Origin of the sequence: Variovorax sp. KBS0712, from assembly GCF_006323185.2 — a bacterium.
GTDB classification, from domain to species: Bacteria; Pseudomonadota; Gammaproteobacteria; order Burkholderiales; family Burkholderiaceae_C; genus Variovorax; species Variovorax boronicumulans.
Genome location: NZ_VCCD02000002.1, coordinates 372859 through 392898, shown reverse-complemented (window position 1 = coordinate 392898; position 20040 = coordinate 372859). Strand labels below are relative to the sequence as shown.

Here is a 20040-nt window from a genome sequence, read left to right as displayed (position 1 = left end):
GGTCGCTCAGGCCGGCGGCGGCGCTTCCCACGCGAAGCCCACGCCATACACCGACCGAATCCAGTCGTGCGCGGGCGTCACCGCGCCGAGCTTGCGGCGCAGGTTCTTCACGTGGCTGTCGATGGCGCGCTCCGTCACGTCCACCGTGTCGTCATAGGCCAGCTCCAGCAGCCGGGCGCGCGAGAAGATGCGGCCCGGGTGCCGCGACAGCACCTGCAGCAGCCCGAACTCGCGGCGCGTGAGGTTCAGCGGCGTGCCGTCGAGCGAGGCGCGCCAGTGCACGTCGTCGAGCACGAGGCCGGGCGCATCGTCCGGCGCGCCCTGTGCGGCCACGGCCGGCGCGGTGCGGCGCAGCACGGCGCGCACGCGTGCCACCAGCTCGCGCGGCGAGAAGGGCTTGCACACGTAGTCGTCGGCGCCCAGCTCCAGGCCGAGCAGGCGGTCGACCTCTTCGATGCGCGCGGTGAGCATGATGATCGGGTGCGCCGTGTGTTCGCGCGCGCGGCGCAGCACCTCGATGCCATCGAGGCGCGGCAGCATGATGTCGAGCAGCGTGAGGTCGGGCGGCGCGGCGACGATGCGTTCGAGTGCGCTCTGCCCGTCGGCGAAATGTTCGGTGTCGTAGCCGGCGTGGCGCAGGTAGTCCTGCACCACGGAGGCGATGTCGAGTTCGTCTTCGACGATCACGATGCGTGTCATGCGGAAGCCGCCAGCGGAAGGGTGATCGTCATGCGCAGCCCGCCCAACGGCGAGGGCGCCGCCTCGATGCTGCCGCCGTGTGCCTCGAGGGTCGCGCGGCAGATCGACAGGCCCAGGCCCGAGCCGCCCAGCGCGCGGCTGCGCGAGGTCTCGCCGCGAAACAGGCGGTCGAAGAGGCGCGGAATCTCTTCCTCGGGCACGCCCGGCGCGCTGTCGTCGAACACGAGCGTGAGGCAATGGCCGGTCCATGCGCCTTCGACGCTCACGCCGATGCGCAGCTGGCCGCCGGCGTCGGTGTAGGCCAGCGTGTTCTCCAGCAGGTTCATGAAGACCTGGTGCAGCCGGTGCGCGTCGCCGTCGATCACCGGCTGGGCCGAGGCGGCGATGCGGTCGAGGGCGTCGCGGTCGAGCGCGATGCCGCGCTGCGCGAAGCGGTCGCGCGTGTGGTCGAGCGCCTCCTTCAGCAGCGACAGCGGGTACACCGGCGCCTTCAGCAGGTCGCTCTGGGGCTCGCGCATGCTGCTGCGCAGATCGTCGACCAGCTGGCCGAGGCGGATCACCTGCCGATGCAGGCGCAGCGCGGTGCGTTCGTCGAAGCTGCGCACACCGTCCTGCAGCGCCTCGATCTCCGCGCGCATGGCGGCCAGCGGCGTGCGCAGCTCGTGCGCCGCATCGGCCAGCCAGGCGCGGCGCGAGGCCTCGGCCGTGTCCAGGCGCTGCGCCATGTCGTTGAAGGTCTTGCCCAGCAGCGCGAGCTCGTCCGAGCCGTGGACCGCGACGCGCGTCGAGAGCCGCCCGCGCGCCACGTCCTGCGCGGCCTGCGTGAGCGCGTCGATGGGCTGGAACCAGCGCCGCGCCAGCAGCCACGACAGCACCAGCGCAAAGGCCAGGCCGCACAGCCCGGTGAGCGCGATCACGCCGGACTGCCGGGCGAGGAAGGCGCGGTCGGCCTCGCTCTCCAGGCCCTGCATCGGCGCGAGCGCGAGGTAGCCGACGACGGTGCGCCCGTGGCGGATCGGTCGGCGCGCGGCGTTCTCCGGGTCGATAGTCGCGCCGACCACGAGCGCGCCGTGCGCGTCGAGCACGGCGAGGCGGCGGAAGATCGAGTCGGGCGGGCCGGCCAGGCCGGGAAAGAAGCCCGGGGGCGGCATCAGGAAGCGGCGGGGCAGCAGGTCGAGCTGCGGCGGGGTGGGTGGGGGTGAGGCGGCGGGCGAGATGCCGCTGGACGACTCCGCCTGCGGCGTACCGTCACCGGGCGCACGGCGCTCGTACCAGGGCGGCAGCCGCCGGTCGTCGGGCGCGGCGGCGCCGTCGATCACCATCGCCGACTGGCCCAGCTGCAGGCGGTGCCAGGCGTCGTCGTTGTCGCGCAGTTTCTTCCAGTCGCCGTTGGCGGTGTAGTGCTTCAGCAGGAGCTGTGAGAGCCAGTCCATGCGGCGGATCTCGATCTCGGCCACGTAGGCGCCCAGGCCCCGCTGCAGCGCGACGATCGAGAAGCTCACGAAGCTCAGCAGCAGCACGATCAGCAGGGCGGCCAGGGCCAGGAAGATCTTGCGGGAGAGGGTCAGGCGCGGCATGGGCTCGGCGGCGGGGGCATGGCCGCATTCTGCGGCATGCGTTTCGGGGGCGGGGATGGCATGGGCAAGCCGCGGATCATGGCGCCCGATTGGGGAGGAATCTGGGAGACGCGTCCTTGCGTGCCTCTCCCACATTTCTCCCGATTCGGATCGCACGATGCCCAGCATGACACCGGACACGCATCGCGCCCCTCCCACCTTCGCCTTCCGCGCACTGGCCGTCGCCGCGCTCGCCTGGGCCCCGCCGGGGCATGCCGCGCCGCCGTCCACGCCCCCGGGTGACACCGACATCGACCTGCTGCTGTTCCTGCTGGCGGCGCTGTTCTGGGGCGTCGCGCATGTGTGGACGCTGCTCGTGGTCTGGGCCGAGGCGCGGGCCTCCGGCGCGCAAGCGCCTGCCAGAAAGAAGGAGGCTGCTCATGGCCGGTGAAGCGATCGGGTGCCGGGGCTTGCTGGCTGCGATCGGCACGGCCGGGCTGGCCGCGTCTGCACCCGTGGCCGCCGCGGCGCAGAAGCTTCCGCTGACCGCCCAGACCACCGAGGGCCCGTACTACCTGGACCTCGCGAACTTCCGCACCGACCTGACCGACGGCCGCGAGGGCGTGCCGCTGGATGTGCGCCTGCGCGTGCTCGATGCCGCCGGGCGTCCGCTGCGCGGCCTGCGCACCGACCTGTGGCACTGCGACGCGCAGGGCAACTACTCGGGCTTCGGCGGGCAGGGCGACGACCGCACGCGCGGCTTCGAAGGCCAGGCTTTCCTGCGCGGCAGCCAGCGCACCGACCGCGACGGCCAGGCCGTGTTCGCCACGCTCTACCCGGGCTGGTACGCGGGGCGCACCACGCACATCCACGTCAAGGTGCACCACCGCGAGCGCGCCGTGCTCACCACGCAGTTCTTCCTGCCCGATGCGCTCAGCGAGTTCCTCTACACGCAGGTCTCCAGCTACCAGCGCGCGCGGCTGCGCGACACGCTCAACAGCGCCGACGGCATCGCGCTGCGGGCCGGCGACACGGTGCTGGGCGCGGTGCGCGAGGAGGGCCGGCGCTACGTGGCGCTGCTCACGCTGGTGGTCGACCCCGCCGCGCGCCCGCTGACCGAGCGCCCGCCGCCGCCCGGCAGCGGCCCCATGCCGGCGGGCGGCGTGCGGCCGATGCGGCCGCGCACGCCCGAGGGCCTCGCCCGCATCCGCGCGCTGGTGCCGCCGCGCACGGAAGGCTGAGCGGTGCTGCGCGTGCCGCTCCCGTCCGCTGCATCTGCCGATTGGCGGATGACGCCGCGCGCCGCGGTGCGCGCGCTGGCGCACACCTGCGCGGGCTGTCTTGCGTTCTGCAGCCTGGCGTTGGGCATCAGCGTCGCGGCACGCGGCGCCTGCGTGGAGGCGCGGCAGGCCGCCGTGCGCAATGCCAGCCTGTCGACGCTGGCGCCGATCATGCAAAGGCGCAGCGAAAGCCGCACATCGCGCGGCCACGGCCCGTGCAAGGCCAGGCCGGCCCTCAGCCCGGCCGCTGCGCGAAGCTGAACCCCACGCCGTAGACCGAACGGATCCAGCCGTGCGAGGGCGACACGGCCGCGAGCTTGCGCCGCAGGTTCTTGATGTGCCCGTCGACCGCGCGCTCGTTCACGTCGAGCGCCTCGGGGAACGCCGCTTCGAGCAGCCTGGCGCGCGTGAACACACGGCCCGGTTCGCGCGACAGCGCGCGCAGCAACAGCAGCTCGCGGCGCGTGAGCGCCAGGGCCCGGCCCTCCAGCCAGGCATGGCCCATCGCGCTGTCGAAGGCCACGGCCGGCGAGGCCATGCCTACGTCCGGGTCGGGCGGCGCACGCCGGCGCAGCACCGTGTGCACGCGCGCCACCACCTCGCGCGGCGAGAAGGGCTTGCAGACATAGTCGTCGGCGCCCAGGTCGAAGCCGCGCAGCCGGTCGGCCTCGTGCGCGCGCGCCGTCAGCACGATGATCGGGTGGTCGCTGCGCGCGCGCACCTGCGCGATCACCTGCAGCCCGTCGATGCGCGGCAGCACCACGTCGAGCAGCGTGAGCGCCGGCGGCGCGTGCAGGATGCGATCGAGCGCGGCGGCGCCGTCGCCCAGCTGCTCCACCTCGTGGCCCGCGCGTTGCAGCGGGCCCAGCAGCAGCGACGCGATGTCGCGTCCGTCTTCCACCAGCAGGATGCGGCTCATGGTCGTGCGGGCCGGTTCAGAAGGACGTGCCGATCTGGAACTGGAAGCGCTGCGTGCGGTCGGCCGCGATGCCGTTGGCCGTGTCCTCCTTCTGGTAGACGATCGGCACCGCGTACGCCAGGCGCAGCGGCCCCAGCGGCGAGATCCAGCTGATGCCCAGTCCGGCCGAGGCGCGCAGGCGGTTCTGCGCCTTCCATTGCGCGTCGGTCATGCTGGTCGTGCGTTCGGCGAACACGTTGCCCGCGTCGAAGAAGGTGTACAGGCGCAGCGATTTGTCATTGCCCGCGCCGGGGAAGGGCGTGGTCAGCTCCATGTTGAAGATCGCCTTGCGCGTGCCGCCCAGCGAACCGCCGGTGACCGCGTCGGTCGGGCCCAGCGAGTTCTGTTCGAAGCCGCGGATCGAGCCCAACCCGCCCGCATAGAAGTTCTTGAAGATCGGAAAGCTGCTGCCGCCCAGCGCCTTCGCATAGCCGAGCTGGCCGTTGAAGGCCAGCGTGTACTGCTTGGACAGCGGCACGTACTGCTGGTACTGGTAGTTGGTCTTCAGGTAGCGCAGTTCGCTGCCCACGCCCAGCTCGAGGTTGGCGCTTTGCAGGCGCCCGCGCGTGGGCACCAGCGCGCTGTCGCGGTCGTCGCGCGACCAGCCCACGGTGGCCGGGATGCCCACCACGTTCCTGCCCGCGCACACCACGCTCGGCGCGGTGCCCGTGCACTGGAAGTAGTCGAGGTAGGCCTGCGGCGTGGCCGTGTAGACATACGAGCCGTTGACCAGCGTGTACGAACCGTTGGTGCCCGGCGTGAACGAGTAACGCTCCACGCCGATGCCCAGGTACACCGTGTCCAGCTCGTTCACCGGCAGCCCGAAGCGCACCGAGCCGCCGTCGCTCGCGAGCTTGTAGTTGCCGTCGGCTTCGTAGTAGGGCCGCGTGGTGGTGTGGAACAGGTTGAAGGTGCGCGAGATGCCGTCCTTCGTGAAGTACGGGTCGGTGGCCGTGAGCGACACCGAGCGGTTGTACGAGCTGGTGTTGACCTGCAGCCCCAGGTAGTTGCCCGAGCCGAACACGTTCTCCTGCGTGATGCCGAAGCTCAGCGAGATCTTGTCGGTCGACGAGTAGCCCGCGCCCAGCTGCAGCGAGCCCGTGGGCTTCTCGGCCACGGTGACGTTCAGGTCGACCTGGTCGTTGCTGCCCGGCACTTCGGAGGTCTCGACGTTCACGTCGGTGAAGAAGCCCAGCCGGTCCACGCGGTCGCGCGAGAGCCTGATCTTCGTGCCGTCGTACCAGGCGCCTTCGTACTGTCGGAACTCGCGCCGGATCACCTCGTCGCGCGTGCGCGCATTGCCGCCGATGTTCAGCCGCCGCACGTAGGCACGCCGCCCGGGCTCGGCGTTCAGCACCATCACGACGCGGCGCCGGGCGCGGTCGATCTCGGGCTCGGCCTTCACGCGCGCGAAGGCATAACCGAAGGTGCCGAAGTGGTCGGCAAAGGCCTTGGTGGTGGCCGCCACGTCCTCGCCGTTGTAGGGCGCGCCGGGGCGCACGGTGACGAGCGACTTGAACTCATCCTCGCGCCCCAGGTAGTTGCCCGCCAGCTTCACGCCCGCCACCGCGAACTTCTCGCCCTCGCTGATGTTCACCGTGAGCTCCAGCGTCTGCCGGTCGGGCGAGATCGCGACCTGCGTCGACTCGATGCGGAACTCGAGGTACCCGCGCGTCAGATAGAACGCGCGCAGCGTTTCCAGGTCGGCGTCGAACTTGCTGCGCGCGTACTGGTTCGACTTCGTGTACCAGGCCAGCCAGCCGCCGCTGTCCTGGTCGAACAGGTCGAGCAGCGTGCGTTCGTCGAAAGCCTGCTGGCCCACCACGCGCACCCGCGTGATGCGCGCCGGCTCGCCCTCGGTCACGCTGAACGTGAGGTTGACGCGGTTGCGCTCCAGCGGCGTGACCGTGGTGACCACCTGCGCGTTGTAGAGGCTGCGGCCGATGTACTGGCGCTTGAGTTCCTGCTCGGCGCGGTCGGCCAGTGCCTTGTCGTAAGGCCGGCCTTCGGCCAGCCCGATGTCGCGCAGCGCCTTCTGCAGTGCCGCCTTGTCGAACTCCTTGGTGCCCGCGAAGTCGACATCGGCCACGGTGGGGCGCTCTTCGACGATGACCACGAGCACCCGGCCGTTCACGTCGATGCGCACGTCCTTGAACAGTCCGAGGTCGAACAGCGCACGGATGGCTGCGCTGCCGCGGTCGTCGCTGTACGTGTCGCCGGCCTTCAGGCCGAGGGTTGCGAACACCGTGCCCGCTTCGACGCGCTGCAGGCCTTCGAGGCGGATGTCCTGCACGGTGAACGGGTCGGCGGCCTGTGCCGGGCAGGCTGCCATCGCGAGGCACAGCGCGGCAAGGGCCGCGAGGGACTTGGGAGGAATCATCATCACCGCATGGTCTTCACCAATGTCGGAGGAATGTGGGACGCCCTCCCGTGCGCAGGGCTGGTTGGTGAGCAGTCGTTACTGCAACCCCATCGCGTTCACCGCCGGCCACGCCACCGAAGGCCGTTCGATCCGTTCGCGGCAGTTCTGCGCATGCGTTTCCAGCGACAGATCGCCCTGGATCTCCAGCAGCCGCTGCACCGTGCGATCGACCGCCTGCGCGTCCAGCAGCGGGTACGTGCGCGCCGTGCGCCCGTTGTTGCGCACCAGGCGTGCGATGTACGGCAGGTCCTGCTGCGTGATCACGGCAGCCGGCATCACACCCTCCAGCTCCACGCCTTCGCACGGCAGCAGCACGAAGTACTGCAACCGCAGGTCGTCCGGCAGCAGGCTGCGCAACTGCGTCGTCTTGCGCCCGCCCTGCCAGGCGGGGTCCTTCACCTCACGCGCCCGCGTGCAGCCCTGCAGCCGCAGGAACCAGCGCGGCGGCGCCTCGTCGGATTTCTTGCGGTAGACGAATGCATTGCGCCAGGCCTTGATCTCGAACAGGTACACCCCCGTCTCGCACACGATCACCGCATCGATGCGCGCCGTGGGCACCGCGCAACCGGAGGGCATCGGGATGATGAGGTTGCGAAGAATGCGCAGATGCGAAAACGCCGGACTGAACGCGGTGGCAAGTTGCTGCACCCCGAGCGACGCGGCGACCGCGCTTTGCGGCAGAACAATGGTCATGTCGAACTCCTTCGGAGCCCCGAGCATTGCCGGCCTTTTAGGAGATTTCTGGTACGAGGCCATAGCCAAAACTACCCCACCGTCCCCAGGCCGAGCGAAGCAAAGGCCTGTGAGGTTCCCCACCCCTTCTGTATGCGCCGAGGAGCGCAGCGTTTCGCGGATCAGGGCTCGCCCTTGTTTGAGCGAAGCGAGTTTGGGCGAGACCCCGCGAAACGTGAGCACCGCAGGTTGCCCGCAGCGAAGCGGAGGGACGCAGACAGCAGGGTCGCCTTTCTTTGCTTACTTTCTTTGGCGAAGCAAAGAAAGTGAGTCGCCCGCCGGGGCGAGACCCGGCCTCAGCCCCCAAACGACTAACCCTCGATCTTCCCCAACCGAGACTCCCGCAGCCGGCTAGGCGCCAACGCCCCGGCAGACTCCAGAATCGGATAAGCAATCGAGCAGATGTGCGAATTGATCCGCTTCAAATCGCTGATCAAGTCAATGTGCAGCGAACTCGTCTCGATGCTCAAAGTAGTCCGATCCGACAACCGATCCAGATGGGTTGTTGCATAGGCCCGCTCCAGATCCCGAAACCGCGCCTTCTCTTCCAGCAGCTTCTGCGCGTCACGAACATTGCCGTTCAAGAACACACTCATGCTCAACCGAAGATTGGCAACCAGCCGCTGATGCAACTCGACGATCTCCGCCATCCCCGCTTCCGAAAAGTTGCGCTCCGGCTTGATCTTCTTGTCCTCGATATCAATGATCACCCGCTCGATGATGTCCCCGATCTGCTCCATGTTGATCGTGAAGCTGATGATGTCCGTCCATCGCCGGCTTTCCTCTTCGCCCAGCGCCTCGCGCGATATGCGCGTCATGTAGTACTTGATCGCCGAGTACAGCTCGTCCACCGTGTCGTCGAGTTGCCGCAGCTCCTGCGCCAGCCGCAGGTCGTTGTTGCGGATCACGTCGAGTGTGCCGATCAGCATCGTCTCCACGATGTCGGCCTGGTGCAGCGCCTCGCGCGCCGCGTTCGAAATGGCCAGAGAAGGCGTCGACAGCGCCGAAGGATCGAGGTGGTGCGGCCGGCTCGTGCCCACGGGCTGCGGCGGCACGGGCAGCATGCGCGTCACCAGCTTGGCGACCCACTGCGTGAGGCCGATGAAGCCGACGCTGATCACGATGTTGAACGCCAGGTGGAACAGCACCACGCCGTGCGTCTGGTTCGGCAGCTGCGGCTGCACGTAGCGCACCCACAGCCCCACGAACGGCGTGACCAGCGCCACGCCCAGCGCCTTGAACAGCAGGTTGCCCACCGTCACCTGCCGCACCGACACGGCAGAGCGTGCCGTGGTCAGCACCGCCAGCAGGCCGCTGCCCAGATTGGCGCCGAGCACCAGGCCCAGCGCCACGTCGAGCGGCACCACGTTCGAGCTCGCCATGGCCGCCACCAGCAGCACCACCGCCAGGCTCGAGTACGCCACGATGGCGAGCGCGGCGCCGAGCGTGATCTCCAGCAGCACATCGCTGGTGATGGACGCCAGCAGCGCCCGCACGGCCGGTGACGAGAACAGCGGCTCGGTGGCCGCCACCACCAGCTGCAGCGCCAGCAGCATCAGCCCCAGCCCGATCAGCACCCGCCCCACGCGGCCCGCCACGGTGGCCGAGCGCGTGATGAACAGCACCACCCCCACGAAGATGAACATCGGCGAGAGCCACGAGAGGTCGGCCGAGAACAGCACCGAGATCAGCGCCGTGCCCACGTCGGCGCCCCGCATCACCGCCAGCGCCGCCGGCAGCGTGACCAGGCCCTGCCCCACGAACGAGGAGGTCATGAGCGAGGTGGCCGTGCTCGACTGCACGAGCGCCGTGACGCCGATGCCCGAGAGCGCGGCCGTGAAGCGGTTGCGCATGCTCTGCACGAGGATCTTGCGCAGGTTGGCGCCGAAGACGCGCAGCACGCCGGTGCGCACGAGGTGCGTGCCCCACACCAGCAGGGCGACGGCCGCAAGCAGATTCAGAAGGTGCTTCATGGAGGGCGGGGTCTGACCTTTCTCTTGTTTTCGTTTTGATTCGTTTCAGCCCCATTTTCCACAAGTAGACGCTTCAGTCGATCAGGGCTCCGTTGTCGTGGAAAGGATAAGGCCCTTCGAAGCTGCCGGAGGCCGCCAGGTGGGTGACGAGCCGGCGCCCGGCCGCAGACCAGGCGTGCACCCGGAACGAGGGCGGCTCCAGCGTCCAGGCCGAGGCGGCGTCGGGCGCCAGGTCGAGGCAGACCTGGTGCGCCTGCGCCGGCGAGGTCGAGGCGATGGTGCCGCCGAAGCGCACGTCGATGGCGCGGTGCAGGTGGCCGCAGATCACGCGCTCGACGTTCGTGTAGCGGCGCAGCAGGGCTTCGAGCGCGTCGGCGCCCTCGAGCAGGCCGATCTCGTCCATGTGGCCGATCAGCGTCTCGAAGGGCGGGTGGTGCATGGCGACCACCACGGGCTCGTGGCGGCAGGCGTCGAGCTGGGCTTCGAGCCAGGCCAGGCGCTTGTCGCACAGCGTGCCGTGGCTGGCGCCGGGCACGCAGGTGTCGAGCGTGAGCAGCCGCAGCGCGCCCACGCGCACCGAATACTGCACGAAGCCGTGCGTGTCGGCGCCCGTGCCCAAGTAAGCGTGGCCCGGGAAGCTGCGGCGCAGCTGGTCGCGGTCGTCGTGGTTGCCGGGCAGCAGGTAGACGGGCATCGTCAGCGGCGCGAGCAGGGCGGCCAGGTGTTCGTACTCGGCGGCGCGGCCGAAATCGGTCAGGTCGCCGGTGATCACCACCGCGTCGGGCGGCTGGCGCAGCGCGAGCACCGACTGCACGGCGCGTGCGAGGTACGGCGCCGTGTCGATGCGGCCGTAGGCCAGCCGGCCGGGCTCGCGGATGTGCAGGTCAGTCAGCTGGACCAGGAAGGTGTTGGGGGTGTTCGTCGTCGTGGTCATGCGCGGGTTTCCTGCGAGGTCATCAGGCGGTCGGCCGGGATGCGCAGGCCCACCGCGTCGCCCGGTCCGAAGGGGTTGTCGCGCCCCACGTCGGCCACCAGCACGGGCTGGTCCTGCAGGCGCAGGTGCAGCTGCACGCGGTCGCCGAGGAAGGTGCGGCGTTCGACCGTGGCGCGGCCCCAGCCGGGCGCCTCGCCGGGCGGGGGCGCGCCGACCTCGATGTCTTCGGGCCGCACCAGCAGCGTCGCATGCTGCTGCCAGGGCGCGGGGCAGGGCAGCGACGACCCTCCGAGTCGGACAACGCCCTGAGCGATGGCGTCGGGCGCGCGCTCCAGCCGGTTGACCCGGCCCAGGAACTCGGCCACGAAGGGGTGCGCGGGCGCGCGGTACAGGTCTTCGCCGCGCCCGACCTGCACGATGCGCCCGGCGCGCATCACCGCGAGCCGGTCGGCGATGGCCAGCGCCTCCTGCTGGTCGTGCGTGACGTGGATGGCCGTGATGTGCAGGCGGCGCAGCAGCTCGGCCAGTTCGTCGCGCAGCGATTCCTTGAGCTTGGCGTCGAGCGCGGCCAGCGGCTCGTCGAGCAGCAGCACGCGCGGGCGCACGGCCACGGCGCGCGCCAGGGCCACGCGCTGGCGCTGGCCGCCCGAGAGTTCGGCTGGGCGCTTGTTCTCCAGGCCGCCCAGGCGCACCAGGTCGACCAGTTCGCCCACGGCGCGTTTCTCTTCCTCGGGCGACACGCCGCGGATGCGCAGGCCGTAGCCGATGTTGGCCGCCACCGTCATCTGCGGAAAGAGCGCGTAGCTCTGGAACACCATGCCTACGCCGCGGTGCTCGACGGGGCGCTGCGTGACGTCCTGGTCGCCGAAGACGATGCGGCTGCCGTCGTCGGGTGCTTCGAGCCCGGCGATGAGGCGCAGCAGCGTGGTCTTGCCGCAGCCCGAGGGGCCGAGCAGCGCCAGCACTTCGCCGGCCTCGACCTTGAGATTGGTGGGCTGCAGGCCGCGCGTGCCGTCGGCATACGTCTTCGCGCAGTTCGAGATGTCGACGGGGATGCGTTCAAGTTCCATGGCGTTTCTGCATCAGGTTGGCAAGGTACTGCAGGCCCCACAGCACCGGAAGAATGACGGCGAAAAAGACCAGCGTGTAGGCCGATCCGATCTCGATGCGCATCGAGGCATAGCTGTCGGCCAGGCCCACGGGCAGCGTGCGCGTGAGCGGCGTGTGCAGCATCCAGGTGAGGTTGAACTCGCCCACCGACAGCGTGAACACCATCAGGCTGCCCGCCACGATGGCGGGGAACACGGCGGGCACGAGGATGCCCATGAAGCGCTGGCGGAAGTTCGCGCCCAGCGAGCGCGCGGCCTCTTCGAGCGCGAGCAGGTCGTCGCGCTGGAAGGCCGAGCTCACGGTGCGCACCATGAAGGGCAGCGTGAAGACGATGTGGCCCACGAGGATGAAGGCGAAGCTCTGGCGGAAGGCCGTGAGCTGGCCGTAGGCGAGGATGAGCGCGAGCGCCGTCGCCAGGCCCGGCACCGCGACCGGCAGGGTCAGCAGCTCTTCGAAGATGCGCGCCGCGCGCGAGCGGCTGCGTGCCAGCGTGTAGGCGCAGGGCACGCCGATCAGCACGGTGCACACGACGCAGGCCACGGCCAGCGCGAGCGACCAGCCGACGGTGCCGCCGTAGTTCTCCCACACCTCGCCCAGCCAGCGCAGCGTGAGGCCGCTCTTCAGGCCGGCGCTGTAGTTGTTGACGAGGCCGGCCATCACCGACAGCAGCATCGGCGCGATCATGAAGAGGCTCACGATCACCGTGATGGCGAGCAGGAACGGGGCGCGGGGTTGCGAAGGGGTCTTCATCATCGGGCGACCGGGTTGGCGCCGAAGCGGCGCGCCACGAAGAGCACCAGCCAGGTCACGACACCCAGCGAGATCGACAGCGACGCGGCGAGCGCGAAGTTGGCGTAGTTGGTGAACTCGTTGTAGATGGTGATCGGGATCACCTCGAACTTGCTGGCCAGCGTGAAGGCCGTGCCGAAGGCGCCCATCGAGGTGGCGAACAGGATGGCGCCGCAGGCCAGCGTGGTGGGCGCCAGCTCGGGCATCCACACGTCGCGCGCCACGCGCAGCTTCGAGGCGCCGAGCGAACGCGCCGCTTCCTCGAGCTGCGTGTTCATCGATTCGGCCGCCGCGGCGTAGGTGGCAATGGCGCGCGGCAGCGAGAAATACAGGTACGCCAGGAAGAGGCCGAGCAGGCCGTAGGCGAAGGTGATGCGTTCGCCAAACAGGCTGTCGCTCAGGTCGGCCACCACGCCCTGGCGCCCACCGAGCAGGATCACGAAGAAGCCGATGATCACGCCTGGGAACGACAGCGGCAGCGTGAGCAGCGACAGCAGCATCCGCTTGCCGGGGAAGGCATGGCGCGCGAGGTAGATGCCCACCGCCGCGCCCAGCACCAGCGTGGCCAGTGTCACCGCCACCGACAGCGCGACGGTGTTGGCCATGCTGTGCAGGTAGCGCGCGTCGGTCAGCACCGCGAAGTAGGTGGCGGCGCCCTTGTCGGCCGGCAGCGCGAGCAGGCGCACCACCGGCAGCAGCCAGAAGGCCGCGAAGAAGACGGCCGCCGGCGCGACGCAGGCCAGCAATCGCCAGCGCGGGTTCCAGGCGTTGGAGGAGGTGGTGGTGCTGCGTGTCATCGCGCGCGGCGCCGGATCAGCGCACTTCCTTCAGGTACTGGTCGGAGAAGCCACGCTGCGCGTCGGCCATGCGGGCGTAGTCGACGGTCTTGGCACGGGCGTAGTCGCTCGCGGGCAGGAACTGCGCCTCGATCTCCTTGGGCATGGCGCTGGCGCGCACCGGGCGCAGGTAGGCCTTGGCCCAGATCGCCTGGCCTTCGTCGGACAGCGTGAAGTCGAGCACCTTCTTGGCATCGGCCGCGTGCGGCGCCTTGGCGACCAGGCTCATCACGTAGGGCACGGCCAGCGTGCCTTCGCTCGGGATCACGAAGGCGACGTTGGCCTTGTCCTTGTACTTCGCGCGGTAGGCGTTGAAGTCGTAGTCGAGCAGGATCGCGATCTCGCCCGACAGCACGCGCGCGTACGAGGTCTGCTTGGGCACGATGGGCTCGTTCTTCTGCAGCGCCTTGAAGTAGTCGATGGCCGGCTTGAAGTTGTCGAGCGTGCCGCCGCGCGCCTGGTTCACGGCCACGGCGCCCACGTAGCCCACGAAAGCCGAGGCGGGGTCGAGATAACCGATGAGGCCCTTGTACTCGGGCTTGAGCAGGTCGGCCCACGACTTGGGCACCGGCTTGCCCTTGAGCGCGTCGACGTTGACCATGAAGCCGAGCGTGCCCGAGTGGATGGTGAACCAGTTGCCGGCCGGGTCCTTCAGGCCGTCGGGAATGTCTTTCCAGGCGGCGGGCTTGTAGGGCTCGACCACGCCGTCTTTCGCGGCCTGCACCGCGAAGGTCACGCCGAGGTAGGTGACGTCGGCCACGGGGCTGGCCTTTTCGGCGACCAGCTGTGCGAGCGACTGGCCCGAGTTCTTGTTGTCGGCCGGCACGGTGATGCCCGTCTTGGCCTTGATGGCCTTGAGCTGGGTGCCCCAGTCGGCCCATTCGGTCGGGCAGTTGTAGCAAATGGCGGTCTGGGCCATGGCGCCGCCGGCGGCGACGAGGGCGGCGGCCAGCACGCCGAGGCGGGCGAGGCGGTGAAAGCGAAGGGACATGGAAGAACTCCTGGGAGGGGTGGTGAGGTCAGGACAGTGCGGCGTCGTTGTCTTCGCGCGCACTTGCGCACGACTCGCCGTCTCGGAAGGCATGGGGCAGCAGCAGGCTCGCGTCGGCCTGCAGCGCGCGTCCGCCCGCGATCGCCTGCGCCAGCAGCTCGACGCTGTGGCGGCCGATGTCGCTGTTGGGCTGTGCGATGGTGGTGAGCGCGGGCGTGAGGTCTTCGCCCAGCGCGATGCCGTCGAAGCCGACCACGCTGAGGTCGTCGGGCACCGCCAGGCCGCTCAGGTGCGCGGCGCGGATGCTGCGGATGGCGAGCAGGTCGTTCGAGCAGACCAGCGCGGTGGGGCGACTGTGCGGGCGCAGCTCGGCGCACAGCGCATCGACGGCGGTCTCGACGAAGGGCACTTCGATCAGTGGCGGCGCCGGGAGGCCTGCTTCGGCCATGCCGCGCTGGTAGCCGCGGTAGCGCTGCTGCGCGCGGTCCGACGCGGCCAGCGTGCCGCTGACCATCGCGATGCGCCGGTGGCCCAGCAGCACGAGCCGCGTGACCGCGTCGGCCACCGCGCCTTCGCTGTCGACCGACACGCAGGGATGGTCGGCGTGCCGGTTGTAGGCCAGCACGTAGGGCACGCCGGCGGCCTGTAGGCGCTGCAGCGCGGCCGAGGTGGACGGGTTCGACACCACGAGGATCAGCCCGTCGACGTTGCCTGCCAGCAGCAGCTGGACGGCGCGCTCTTCCTCGTCGAGCCGGTAGCCCGTGGTGACCGGCAGGATCGCGTAGCCGCCCGCGACGGCCGCACGCGCGATGCCCTGCAGGCATTCGGCAAAGGTCGGGTTCAGCAGCGTGGGCAGCACCACGCCGAGCGTGCGGCTGCGCTGGGTGCGCAGGGTGCGGGCGCTGGCGTTGGGCAGGTAGTTGAGTTCGCGCGCCACGCGCTCCACCAGTTCGCGCGTGGCCGGCGTCACCTTGTCGGGGAAATTGAAGGCGCGCGAGACCGTGGCCACGGAGACCCCGGCCTGGGCGGCTACTGCTTGGATGCTCATCGTGCGGGGTCCGTGGTGGGGTTCATGTAATCGATTACATTGGACCGCCGCAGTATGACTTCGCGATGACAGGGCAGGGAAGTGGGGAGAACCCCGGGGCCGCTGGTGCAGCGTGCGGCCCAAAGAAAAAGGGGCCCGTGGGCCCCTTTGGTCTAGAACTGGCTTACTTGCCCCGGCGCACCCGCCGGATCTCGTCGACGATCAGGCAGATCGCCCCGAGCGTGATGGCGCTGTCCGCCGCGTTGAACGCCGGGAAGTACCAGTTGCCCCAGTGGAAGCTCAGGAAGTCGACCACGTAGCCGTGCATCATGCGGTCGACCACGTTGCCGATCGCGCCGCCCAGGATGCAGGCCATCGCGAACGAGAAGAGCTTCTGGCCCGCGTGCGACCGCAGCATCCAGACGATGAAGATCGCCGCCGCCACGCCGATGGCCGTGAAGAACCAGCGCTGCCAGCCCGAATGGTCGGCCAGGAACGAGAAGGCGGCGCCCGTGTTGTGCGCGCGCACGACGTTGAAGAAGCTCGTCACGTAGGTCGCGTCGCCGAGCTTGTAGTAGCCCAGGATCAGCGTCTTCGTGAACTGGTCGATGATCACGATGATCGTCGCCAGCCCGAGCCACGGCCAGATGCTGGCGCCGCGCGAACGCGAGGCCGACGAGGCGGAACGTGCGGTCGCCATCAGGCCACGCTGCGCGATTCGCCCGCGCCGAACAGGTTGCTCGTGCAGCGGCCGCAGATGGTCGGGTGCGCCGGGTCGTGGCCCACGTCCTCGCGGTAGTGCCAGCAGCGCTCGCACTTCTGTGCGGTGCTGGGCGTGACCACGGTCGACAGCGTGTCGCCCGCCGCCAGTGCCACCGCCGAGGCGATGAACACGAACTTCAGGTCGTCGCCCAGCGAGCCCAGCAGCGCGAGGTCGTCAGCCGGTGCGTTCAGCTGCAGGTTGGCCTGCAGCGACGAGCCGACCTTGCCCTCGGCGCGCACCGCCTCGATGTCCTTGTTGACGCCGTCGCGGATCTCGCGGATGCGCCCCCACTTGGCGAGCAGCGCTTCGTCGGGTGCGGCGAACTGGCTGTAGGTCTGCGTGAAGATCGACTCGCCGGCCTTGCCGGTGCCCACGATCTTCCAGGCCTCTTCGGCCGTGAAGCTCAGGAACGGCGCCATCCAGCGCAGCATGGCTTGCGAGATGTGCCACAGCGCGGTCTGCGCGCTGCGGCGCGCGAGCGAACCCGGGGCCGTCGTGTAGAGGCGGTCCTTCAGGATGTCGAGGTAGAAGCCGCCCAGGTCTTCCGAGCAGTAGATCTGCAGCTTGGCCACCACCGGATGGAACTCGTACACCTGGTAGTGCGCGAGGATCTCGGCCTGGAACTGCGCCGCGCGCGACATCGCGTAGCGGTCGATCTCGAACAGCTGGTCGAGCGGCACCGCGTCTTTCGCGATGTCGAAGTCGCTGGTGTTCGCGAGCAGGAAGCGCAGCGTGTTGCGGATGCGGCGGTAGGCGTCGACGACGCGCGCGAGGATCTTGTCGTCGCCCGCGATGTCACCCGAGTAGTCGCTCGCGGCCACCCACAGGCGGATGATTTCCGAGCCCAGCTTGTTGCTGATTTCCTGCGGGTCGATGCCGTTCTTGAGCGACTTGCTCATCTTGATGCCCTTGGCATCCACCGTGAAGCCGTGCGTGAGCAGGCCCTTGTACGGTGCGCGGTCTTCCAGCATGCAGGCGATCAGCAGCGACGAGTGGAACCACCCGCGGTGCTGGTCGTGGCCTTCGAGGTACAGGTCGGCCTCGGGGCCGGTCTCGTGGTGCACGTTGGGGTGCGTGCCGCGCAGCACGTGCGAGAAGGTCGAGCCCGAGTCGAACCACACCTCGAGGATGTCGGTGCTCTTGGTGTAGCTCGGCGCATCTTTGGCGCCCAGGATGTCTTCGACCGTGACGCGGCTCCAGGCCTCGATGCCGCCCTTCTCGACGATGTCGGCGGCCTGGTCGAGGATTTCCATGGTGCGCGGGTGCAGCTCGCCCGAATCCTTGTGCAGGAAGAACGGGATCGGCACGCCCCAGCTGCGCTGGCGGCTGATGCACCAGTCGGGCCGCCCGGCGATCATGTCGTGCAGGCGGGCCTTGCCGTTCTCGGGATAGAAGCTGGTCTGCTCGATGGCGTCGAGCGCGGTCTGGCGCAGCGTCTTGGGCGCCTTGTCCTTGGTGAACACGCCTTCGCCTTCGTCCATGCGCACGAACCACTGGGCGGCCGCGCGGTAGATCACCGGCGTCTTGTGGCGCCAGCAGTGCGGGTAGCTGTGGGTGATGGTCTCGGTGGTCAGCAGGCGGTTGGCGTCGCGCAGCGCGGCGATGATCACCGGCACGGCCTTCCAGATGTTCTGGCCGCCGAACAGCGGGAAGTCGGGCGCGTAGCTGCCGTTGCCCTGCACCGGGTTCAGGATGTCGTCGTACGCCACGCCATGGGCGATGCAGGAGTTGAAGTCGTCCACGCCGTAGGCGGGCGAGGAGTGCACGAGGCCGGTGCCGTCGGTGGCGGTGGCGTAGTCGGCCAGGTAGATGGGCGACAGGCGCTGGTAGCCCGCATCGACGTCGTACAGCGGGTGCTCGAACTCGAGCCCGCCGAGCGCTTCGCCCTTGACCGTGGCCAGCACCTTGCCGTCGAGCGCGTAGCGCGTCATGCACATCTCGACCAGCGAGTTGGCCAGGATCAGCAGGCCCCGCTCGGTGTCGACCAGCGAGTACTCGAGCTCGGGGTTGAGGTTGATCGCCTGGTTGGCGGGGATCGTCCACGCGGTGGTGGTCCAGATCACCGCGAAGATGTCGCCCAGGATCGTGTGGTCGGTGCCGAAGGCCTTGAGCACCTTCTCGCGCTCGTGCGCCTTGAAGGCCACGTCGATGGTCTGGCTTTTCTTGTCGGCGTACTCGATCTCGAACTCGGCCAGCGACGAGCCGCAGTCGAAGCACCAGTACACGGGCTTGAGGCCCCGGTACACGAAGCCGCGCTCGATCACGCGCTTGAACGCGCGCAGCTCGCCGGCTTCGTTGGCGAAGTCCATCGTCTTGTAGGGATGGTCCCATTCGCCCAGCACGCCCAGGCGCTGGAAGTCGACCATCTGCTGGGCGATCTGCTCGGTGGCGTAGGCGCGGCTCTTGGCCTGCATCTCGTCGCGGCTCAGGTTGCGGCCGAACTGCTTTTCGATGGCGTTCTCGATCGGCAGGCCGTGGCAGTCCCAGCCGGGCACGTACAGCGCGTCGAAGCCTTCGAGCTGGCGCGCCTTGGTGATCATGTCCTTGAGGATCTTGTTCACCGCGTGACCCATGTGGATCTGGCCGTTGGCGTACGGCGGGCCGTCGTGCAGGATGAACTTGGGCGCGCCGTGGCGGGCGTCGCGCAGGCGGTGGTAGCGGCCTTCGTCGTTCCATTCCTTGACCCAGCCCGGCTCGCGCTTGGGCAGGTCGCCGCGCATCGGGAAGGGGGTGTCGGGCAGGTTCAGCGTGGAACGGTAATCTTTGGGGGAAGCGGCGTCAGACATGGTGGGGTGCGGCGAAACAGAGGGGCTTCGACAGGCTCAGCCCGAACTGCATTGAGCGGTCGGTGCGGAAGATATAGCCGTTCGCCCTGAGCTTGTCGAAGGGCGGCAGCACGGGGCGTGCAGGGCTAAATTCGGTCGCGCGTGGTCTGGCGGTGGGTCTCGGCGTGGGTCGATGCGAAGAACGCGCGTGCGTCGCGGCCATCCTTCGCGATGCCCGCGGTGAGGGCTTCGAGGCTGGTGTAGCGCAATTCGTCGTGCAGTTTGTGCAGGAGTTCCACGCGCACGATTTTACCGTAGGCCCCTTCGGCCCCCAGATGCGAGGGCCACTCCAGGCAATGCGTCTCGAGCAGCACGCGCCCGGCGTTGACGTCGTTGGCGTCCAGCGAGGGCCGCACGCCGAGGTTCGCGACACCCGGCAGCGGCTGGTCGGCCAGGCCGTGCACCAGCACCGCGAAGATGCCGCTGGCGGCCGGTTTCCAGTGCTTGAAGCGCAGGTTGAGCGTGCGAAAACCGTCGTCCTTGCCCGGCGACGACGCGCCCAGCGCCCGGCCCAGCTTGCGGCCGTGGACCACGTGGCCCGAGATCGTGTACGGGCGCCCCAGCAGCGTGTGGGCGTCGGCCATGCGGCCTTCGGCCAGCGCCTCGCGCACGGCCGAGCTGGACACCCGCAGGCCGTGCACCTCGTAGCTGTTCATGCGCGCGACGTCGAAGCCCTGGGCTTCACCGGCGGCATCGAGCATGGCGTAGTCGCCCGCGCGCTTGGCGCCGAAGCGGAAGTCGTCGCCCACCAGCACGTAGCGCGCGCCCAGGCCGTCGATCAGCACGTTCTGGATGAACGCCTCGGGCGACTGGGACGCCAGCCGGCCGTCGAAAGGCAGCACGATGGTCTGGTCGACGCCGCAGGCCGCCAGCTCGGTCAGCTTGTCGCGCAGCGTGCCGATGCGCGCCGGGGCCAGGTCGGGTTTCTTGGTGACGGCGGCGAAGTAGTCGCGCGGGTGCGGCTCGAAGGTCAGCACGCAGCTGGGCAGCCCGCGATGGCGGGCCTCGGTCTGCAACAGCGCCAGCATGGCCTGGTGGCCGCGGTGGACGCCGTCGAAATTGCCGATCGTGAGGGCGCAGGCCGGAGCTACGCCCGGGTGTCGGAAGCCGCGGAAAACCTGCATGGGAGAGTATCTTTTTGATAG

Annotated in this window: 18 protein-coding genes; 3 read left to right on the top strand and 15 right to left on the bottom strand. The window is 69.3% G+C overall.

The window, feature by feature from the left end:
* Positions 1-6: 6 nt before the first annotated feature.
* Both FFI97_RS18695 and FFI97_RS18690 read right to left on the bottom strand, forming a co-directional pair.
* On the bottom strand, positions 7-699 hold the full coding sequence (locus FFI97_RS18695; RefSeq protein WP_139702570.1) for a response regulator: 693 nt from the start codon (positions 697-699) through the stop codon (positions 7-9).
* Positions 696-2276 carry an ATP-binding protein gene (locus FFI97_RS18690; protein WP_139702571.1) on the bottom strand — a complete coding sequence of 527 codons (1581 nt, stop codon included), beginning with the start codon at positions 2274-2276 and terminating at the stop codon, positions 696-698. Before FFI97_RS18690 ends, FFI97_RS18695 begins: the two co-directional genes overlap by 4 nt.
* 166 nt (positions 2277-2442) lie before the next feature.
* Here FFI97_RS18690 and FFI97_RS18685 point away from each other — a divergent pair, with 166 nt between their 5' ends.
* The 3 genes from FFI97_RS18685 to FFI97_RS18675 are packed head-to-tail and all read left to right on the top strand — an operon-like array spanning position 2443 to position 3796.
* A complete protein-coding gene (locus FFI97_RS18685) occupies positions 2443-2706 on the top strand; it encodes a hypothetical protein (RefSeq protein WP_260685049.1) in 264 nt (87 codons plus the stop codon).
* A complete protein-coding gene (locus FFI97_RS18680; protein ID WP_139702573.1) occupies positions 2696-3496 on the top strand; it encodes an intradiol ring-cleavage dioxygenase in 801 nt (266 codons plus the stop codon). The genes FFI97_RS18685 and FFI97_RS18680 overlap by 11 nt, the downstream gene beginning before the upstream one ends.
* Positions 3497-3544: 48 nt before the next feature.
* Positions 3545-3796 (top strand): hypothetical protein, encoded by a 252-nt coding sequence (locus tag FFI97_RS18675; RefSeq protein WP_139702574.1) that lies wholly within the window; start codon positions 3545-3547, stop codon positions 3794-3796.
* On the opposite strand, the gene FFI97_RS18670 is transcribed toward FFI97_RS18675, so the two are convergent.
* The 13 genes from FFI97_RS18670 to FFI97_RS18605 form a co-directional block, all read right to left on the bottom strand.
* On the bottom strand, positions 3771-4454 hold the full coding sequence (locus FFI97_RS18670; RefSeq protein WP_139702575.1) for a response regulator: 684 nt from the start codon (positions 4452-4454) through the stop codon (positions 3771-3773). The two genes, FFI97_RS18675 and FFI97_RS18670, sit on opposite strands and share 26 nt — an antisense overlap.
* A gap of 16 nt (positions 4455-4470) precedes the next feature.
* A complete protein-coding gene (bamA, locus tag FFI97_RS18665; RefSeq protein WP_409574632.1) occupies positions 4471-6876 on the bottom strand; it encodes an outer membrane protein assembly factor BamA in 2406 nt (801 codons plus the stop codon).
* Positions 6877-6951: 75 nt separating this feature from the next.
* On the bottom strand, positions 6952-7608 hold the full coding sequence (locus FFI97_RS18660) for a nuclease-related domain-containing protein (protein ID WP_139702576.1): 657 nt from the start codon (positions 7606-7608) through the stop codon (positions 6952-6954).
* A 350-nt stretch (positions 7609-7958) separates the two neighbouring features.
* Positions 7959-9620: a Na/Pi cotransporter family protein gene (locus FFI97_RS18650; RefSeq protein WP_139703314.1), complete on the bottom strand. Its 1662-nt coding sequence runs from the start codon at positions 9618-9620 to the stop codon at positions 7959-7961.
* Between the two features lie 73 nt (positions 9621-9693).
* Positions 9694-10554 (bottom strand): phosphodiesterase, encoded by an 861-nt coding sequence (locus FFI97_RS18645; RefSeq protein WP_139703309.1) that lies wholly within the window; start codon positions 10552-10554, stop codon positions 9694-9696.
* A complete protein-coding gene (locus tag FFI97_RS18640) occupies positions 10551-11624 on the bottom strand; it encodes an ABC transporter ATP-binding protein (protein WP_139703304.1) in 1074 nt (357 codons plus the stop codon). The genes FFI97_RS18645 and FFI97_RS18640 overlap by 4 nt, the downstream gene beginning before the upstream one ends.
* Entirely contained in the window at positions 11614-12414 is an 801-nt protein-coding gene (locus FFI97_RS18635; protein WP_062480906.1) for an ABC transporter permease, read from the bottom strand. Before FFI97_RS18635 ends, FFI97_RS18640 begins: the two co-directional genes overlap by 11 nt.
* A complete protein-coding gene (locus FFI97_RS18630; RefSeq protein ID WP_139703301.1) occupies positions 12414-13250 on the bottom strand; it encodes an ABC transporter permease in 837 nt (278 codons plus the stop codon). Before FFI97_RS18630 ends, FFI97_RS18635 begins: the two co-directional genes overlap by 1 nt.
* A 16-nt stretch (positions 13251-13266) precedes the next feature.
* The gene (locus FFI97_RS18625; protein ID WP_062480910.1) at positions 13267-14280 is read right to left on the bottom strand and encodes an ABC transporter substrate-binding protein; all 1014 of its coding nucleotides are present in this window, start codon (positions 14278-14280) and stop codon (positions 13267-13269) included.
* Positions 14281-14308: 28 nt separating this feature from the next.
* A complete protein-coding gene (locus FFI97_RS18620; RefSeq protein ID WP_139703295.1) occupies positions 14309-15328 on the bottom strand; it encodes a LacI family DNA-binding transcriptional regulator in 1020 nt (339 codons plus the stop codon).
* Positions 15329-15491: 163 nt separating this feature from the next.
* Positions 15492-16007, bottom strand: a complete 516-nt coding sequence (gene lspA, locus FFI97_RS18615) for a signal peptidase II (RefSeq protein WP_062480914.1) — start codon at positions 16005-16007, stop codon at positions 15492-15494.
* Complete coding sequence (ileS, locus tag FFI97_RS18610) at positions 16007-18856, bottom strand: isoleucine--tRNA ligase (RefSeq protein WP_139703290.1); 2850 nt, start codon at positions 18854-18856, stop codon at positions 16007-16009. Before ileS ends, lspA begins: the two co-directional genes overlap by 1 nt.
* A 125-nt stretch (positions 18857-18981) precedes the next feature.
* On the bottom strand, positions 18982-20019 hold the full coding sequence (locus tag FFI97_RS18605; protein ID WP_095948725.1) for a bifunctional riboflavin kinase/FAD synthetase: 1038 nt from the start codon (positions 20017-20019) through the stop codon (positions 18982-18984).
* Between the last annotated feature and the right edge of the window lie 21 nt (positions 20020-20040).

Excerpts from the sequence above, each read along its gene's own strand:
- FFI97_RS18695 (WP_139702570.1), bottom strand. The coding sequence starts at position 699 with ATGACACGCATCGTGATCGTCGAAGACGAACTCGACATCGCCTCCGTG.
- FFI97_RS18690 (WP_139702571.1), bottom strand. The coding sequence starts at position 2,276 with ATGCCGCGCCTGACCCTCTCCCGCAAGATCTTCCTGGCCCTGGCCGCC.
- FFI97_RS18685 (WP_260685049.1), top strand. The coding sequence starts at position 2,443 with ATGACACCGGACACGCATCGCGCCCCTCCCACCTTCGCCTTCCGCGCA.
- FFI97_RS18680 (WP_139702573.1), top strand. The coding sequence starts at position 2,696 with ATGGCCGGTGAAGCGATCGGGTGCCGGGGCTTGCTGGCTGCGATCGGC.
- FFI97_RS18675 (WP_139702574.1), top strand. The coding sequence starts at position 3,545 with ATGACGCCGCGCGCCGCGGTGCGCGCGCTGGCGCACACCTGCGCGGGC.
- FFI97_RS18670 (WP_139702575.1), bottom strand. The coding sequence starts at position 4,454 with ATGAGCCGCATCCTGCTGGTGGAAGACGGACGCGACATCGCGTCGCTG.
- bamA (WP_409574632.1), bottom strand. The coding sequence starts at position 6,876 with ATGATGATTCCTCCCAAGTCCCTCGCGGCCCTTGCCGCGCTGTGCCTC.
- FFI97_RS18660 (WP_139702576.1), bottom strand. The coding sequence starts at position 7,608 with ATGACCATTGTTCTGCCGCAAAGCGCGGTCGCCGCGTCGCTCGGGGTG.
- FFI97_RS18650 (WP_139703314.1), bottom strand. The coding sequence starts at position 9,620 with ATGAAGCACCTTCTGAATCTGCTTGCGGCCGTCGCCCTGCTGGTGTGG.
- FFI97_RS18645 (WP_139703309.1), bottom strand. The coding sequence starts at position 10,554 with ATGACCACGACGACGAACACCCCCAACACCTTCCTGGTCCAGCTGACT.
- FFI97_RS18640 (WP_139703304.1), bottom strand. The coding sequence starts at position 11,624 with ATGGAACTTGAACGCATCCCCGTCGACATCTCGAACTGCGCGAAGACG.
- FFI97_RS18635 (WP_062480906.1), bottom strand. The coding sequence starts at position 12,414 with ATGAAGACCCCTTCGCAACCCCGCGCCCCGTTCCTGCTCGCCATCACG.
- FFI97_RS18630 (WP_139703301.1), bottom strand. The coding sequence starts at position 13,250 with ATGACACGCAGCACCACCACCTCCTCCAACGCCTGGAACCCGCGCTGG.
- FFI97_RS18625 (WP_062480910.1), bottom strand. The coding sequence starts at position 14,280 with ATGTCCCTTCGCTTTCACCGCCTCGCCCGCCTCGGCGTGCTGGCCGCC.
- FFI97_RS18620 (WP_139703295.1), bottom strand. The coding sequence starts at position 15,328 with ATGAGCATCCAAGCAGTAGCCGCCCAGGCCGGGGTCTCCGTGGCCACG.
- lspA (WP_062480914.1), bottom strand. The coding sequence starts at position 16,007 with ATGGCGACCGCACGTTCCGCCTCGTCGGCCTCGCGTTCGCGCGGCGCC.
- ileS (WP_139703290.1), bottom strand. The coding sequence starts at position 18,856 with ATGTCTGACGCCGCTTCCCCCAAAGATTACCGTTCCACGCTGAACCTG.
- FFI97_RS18605 (WP_095948725.1), bottom strand. The coding sequence starts at position 20,019 with ATGCAGGTTTTCCGCGGCTTCCGACACCCGGGCGTAGCTCCGGCCTGC.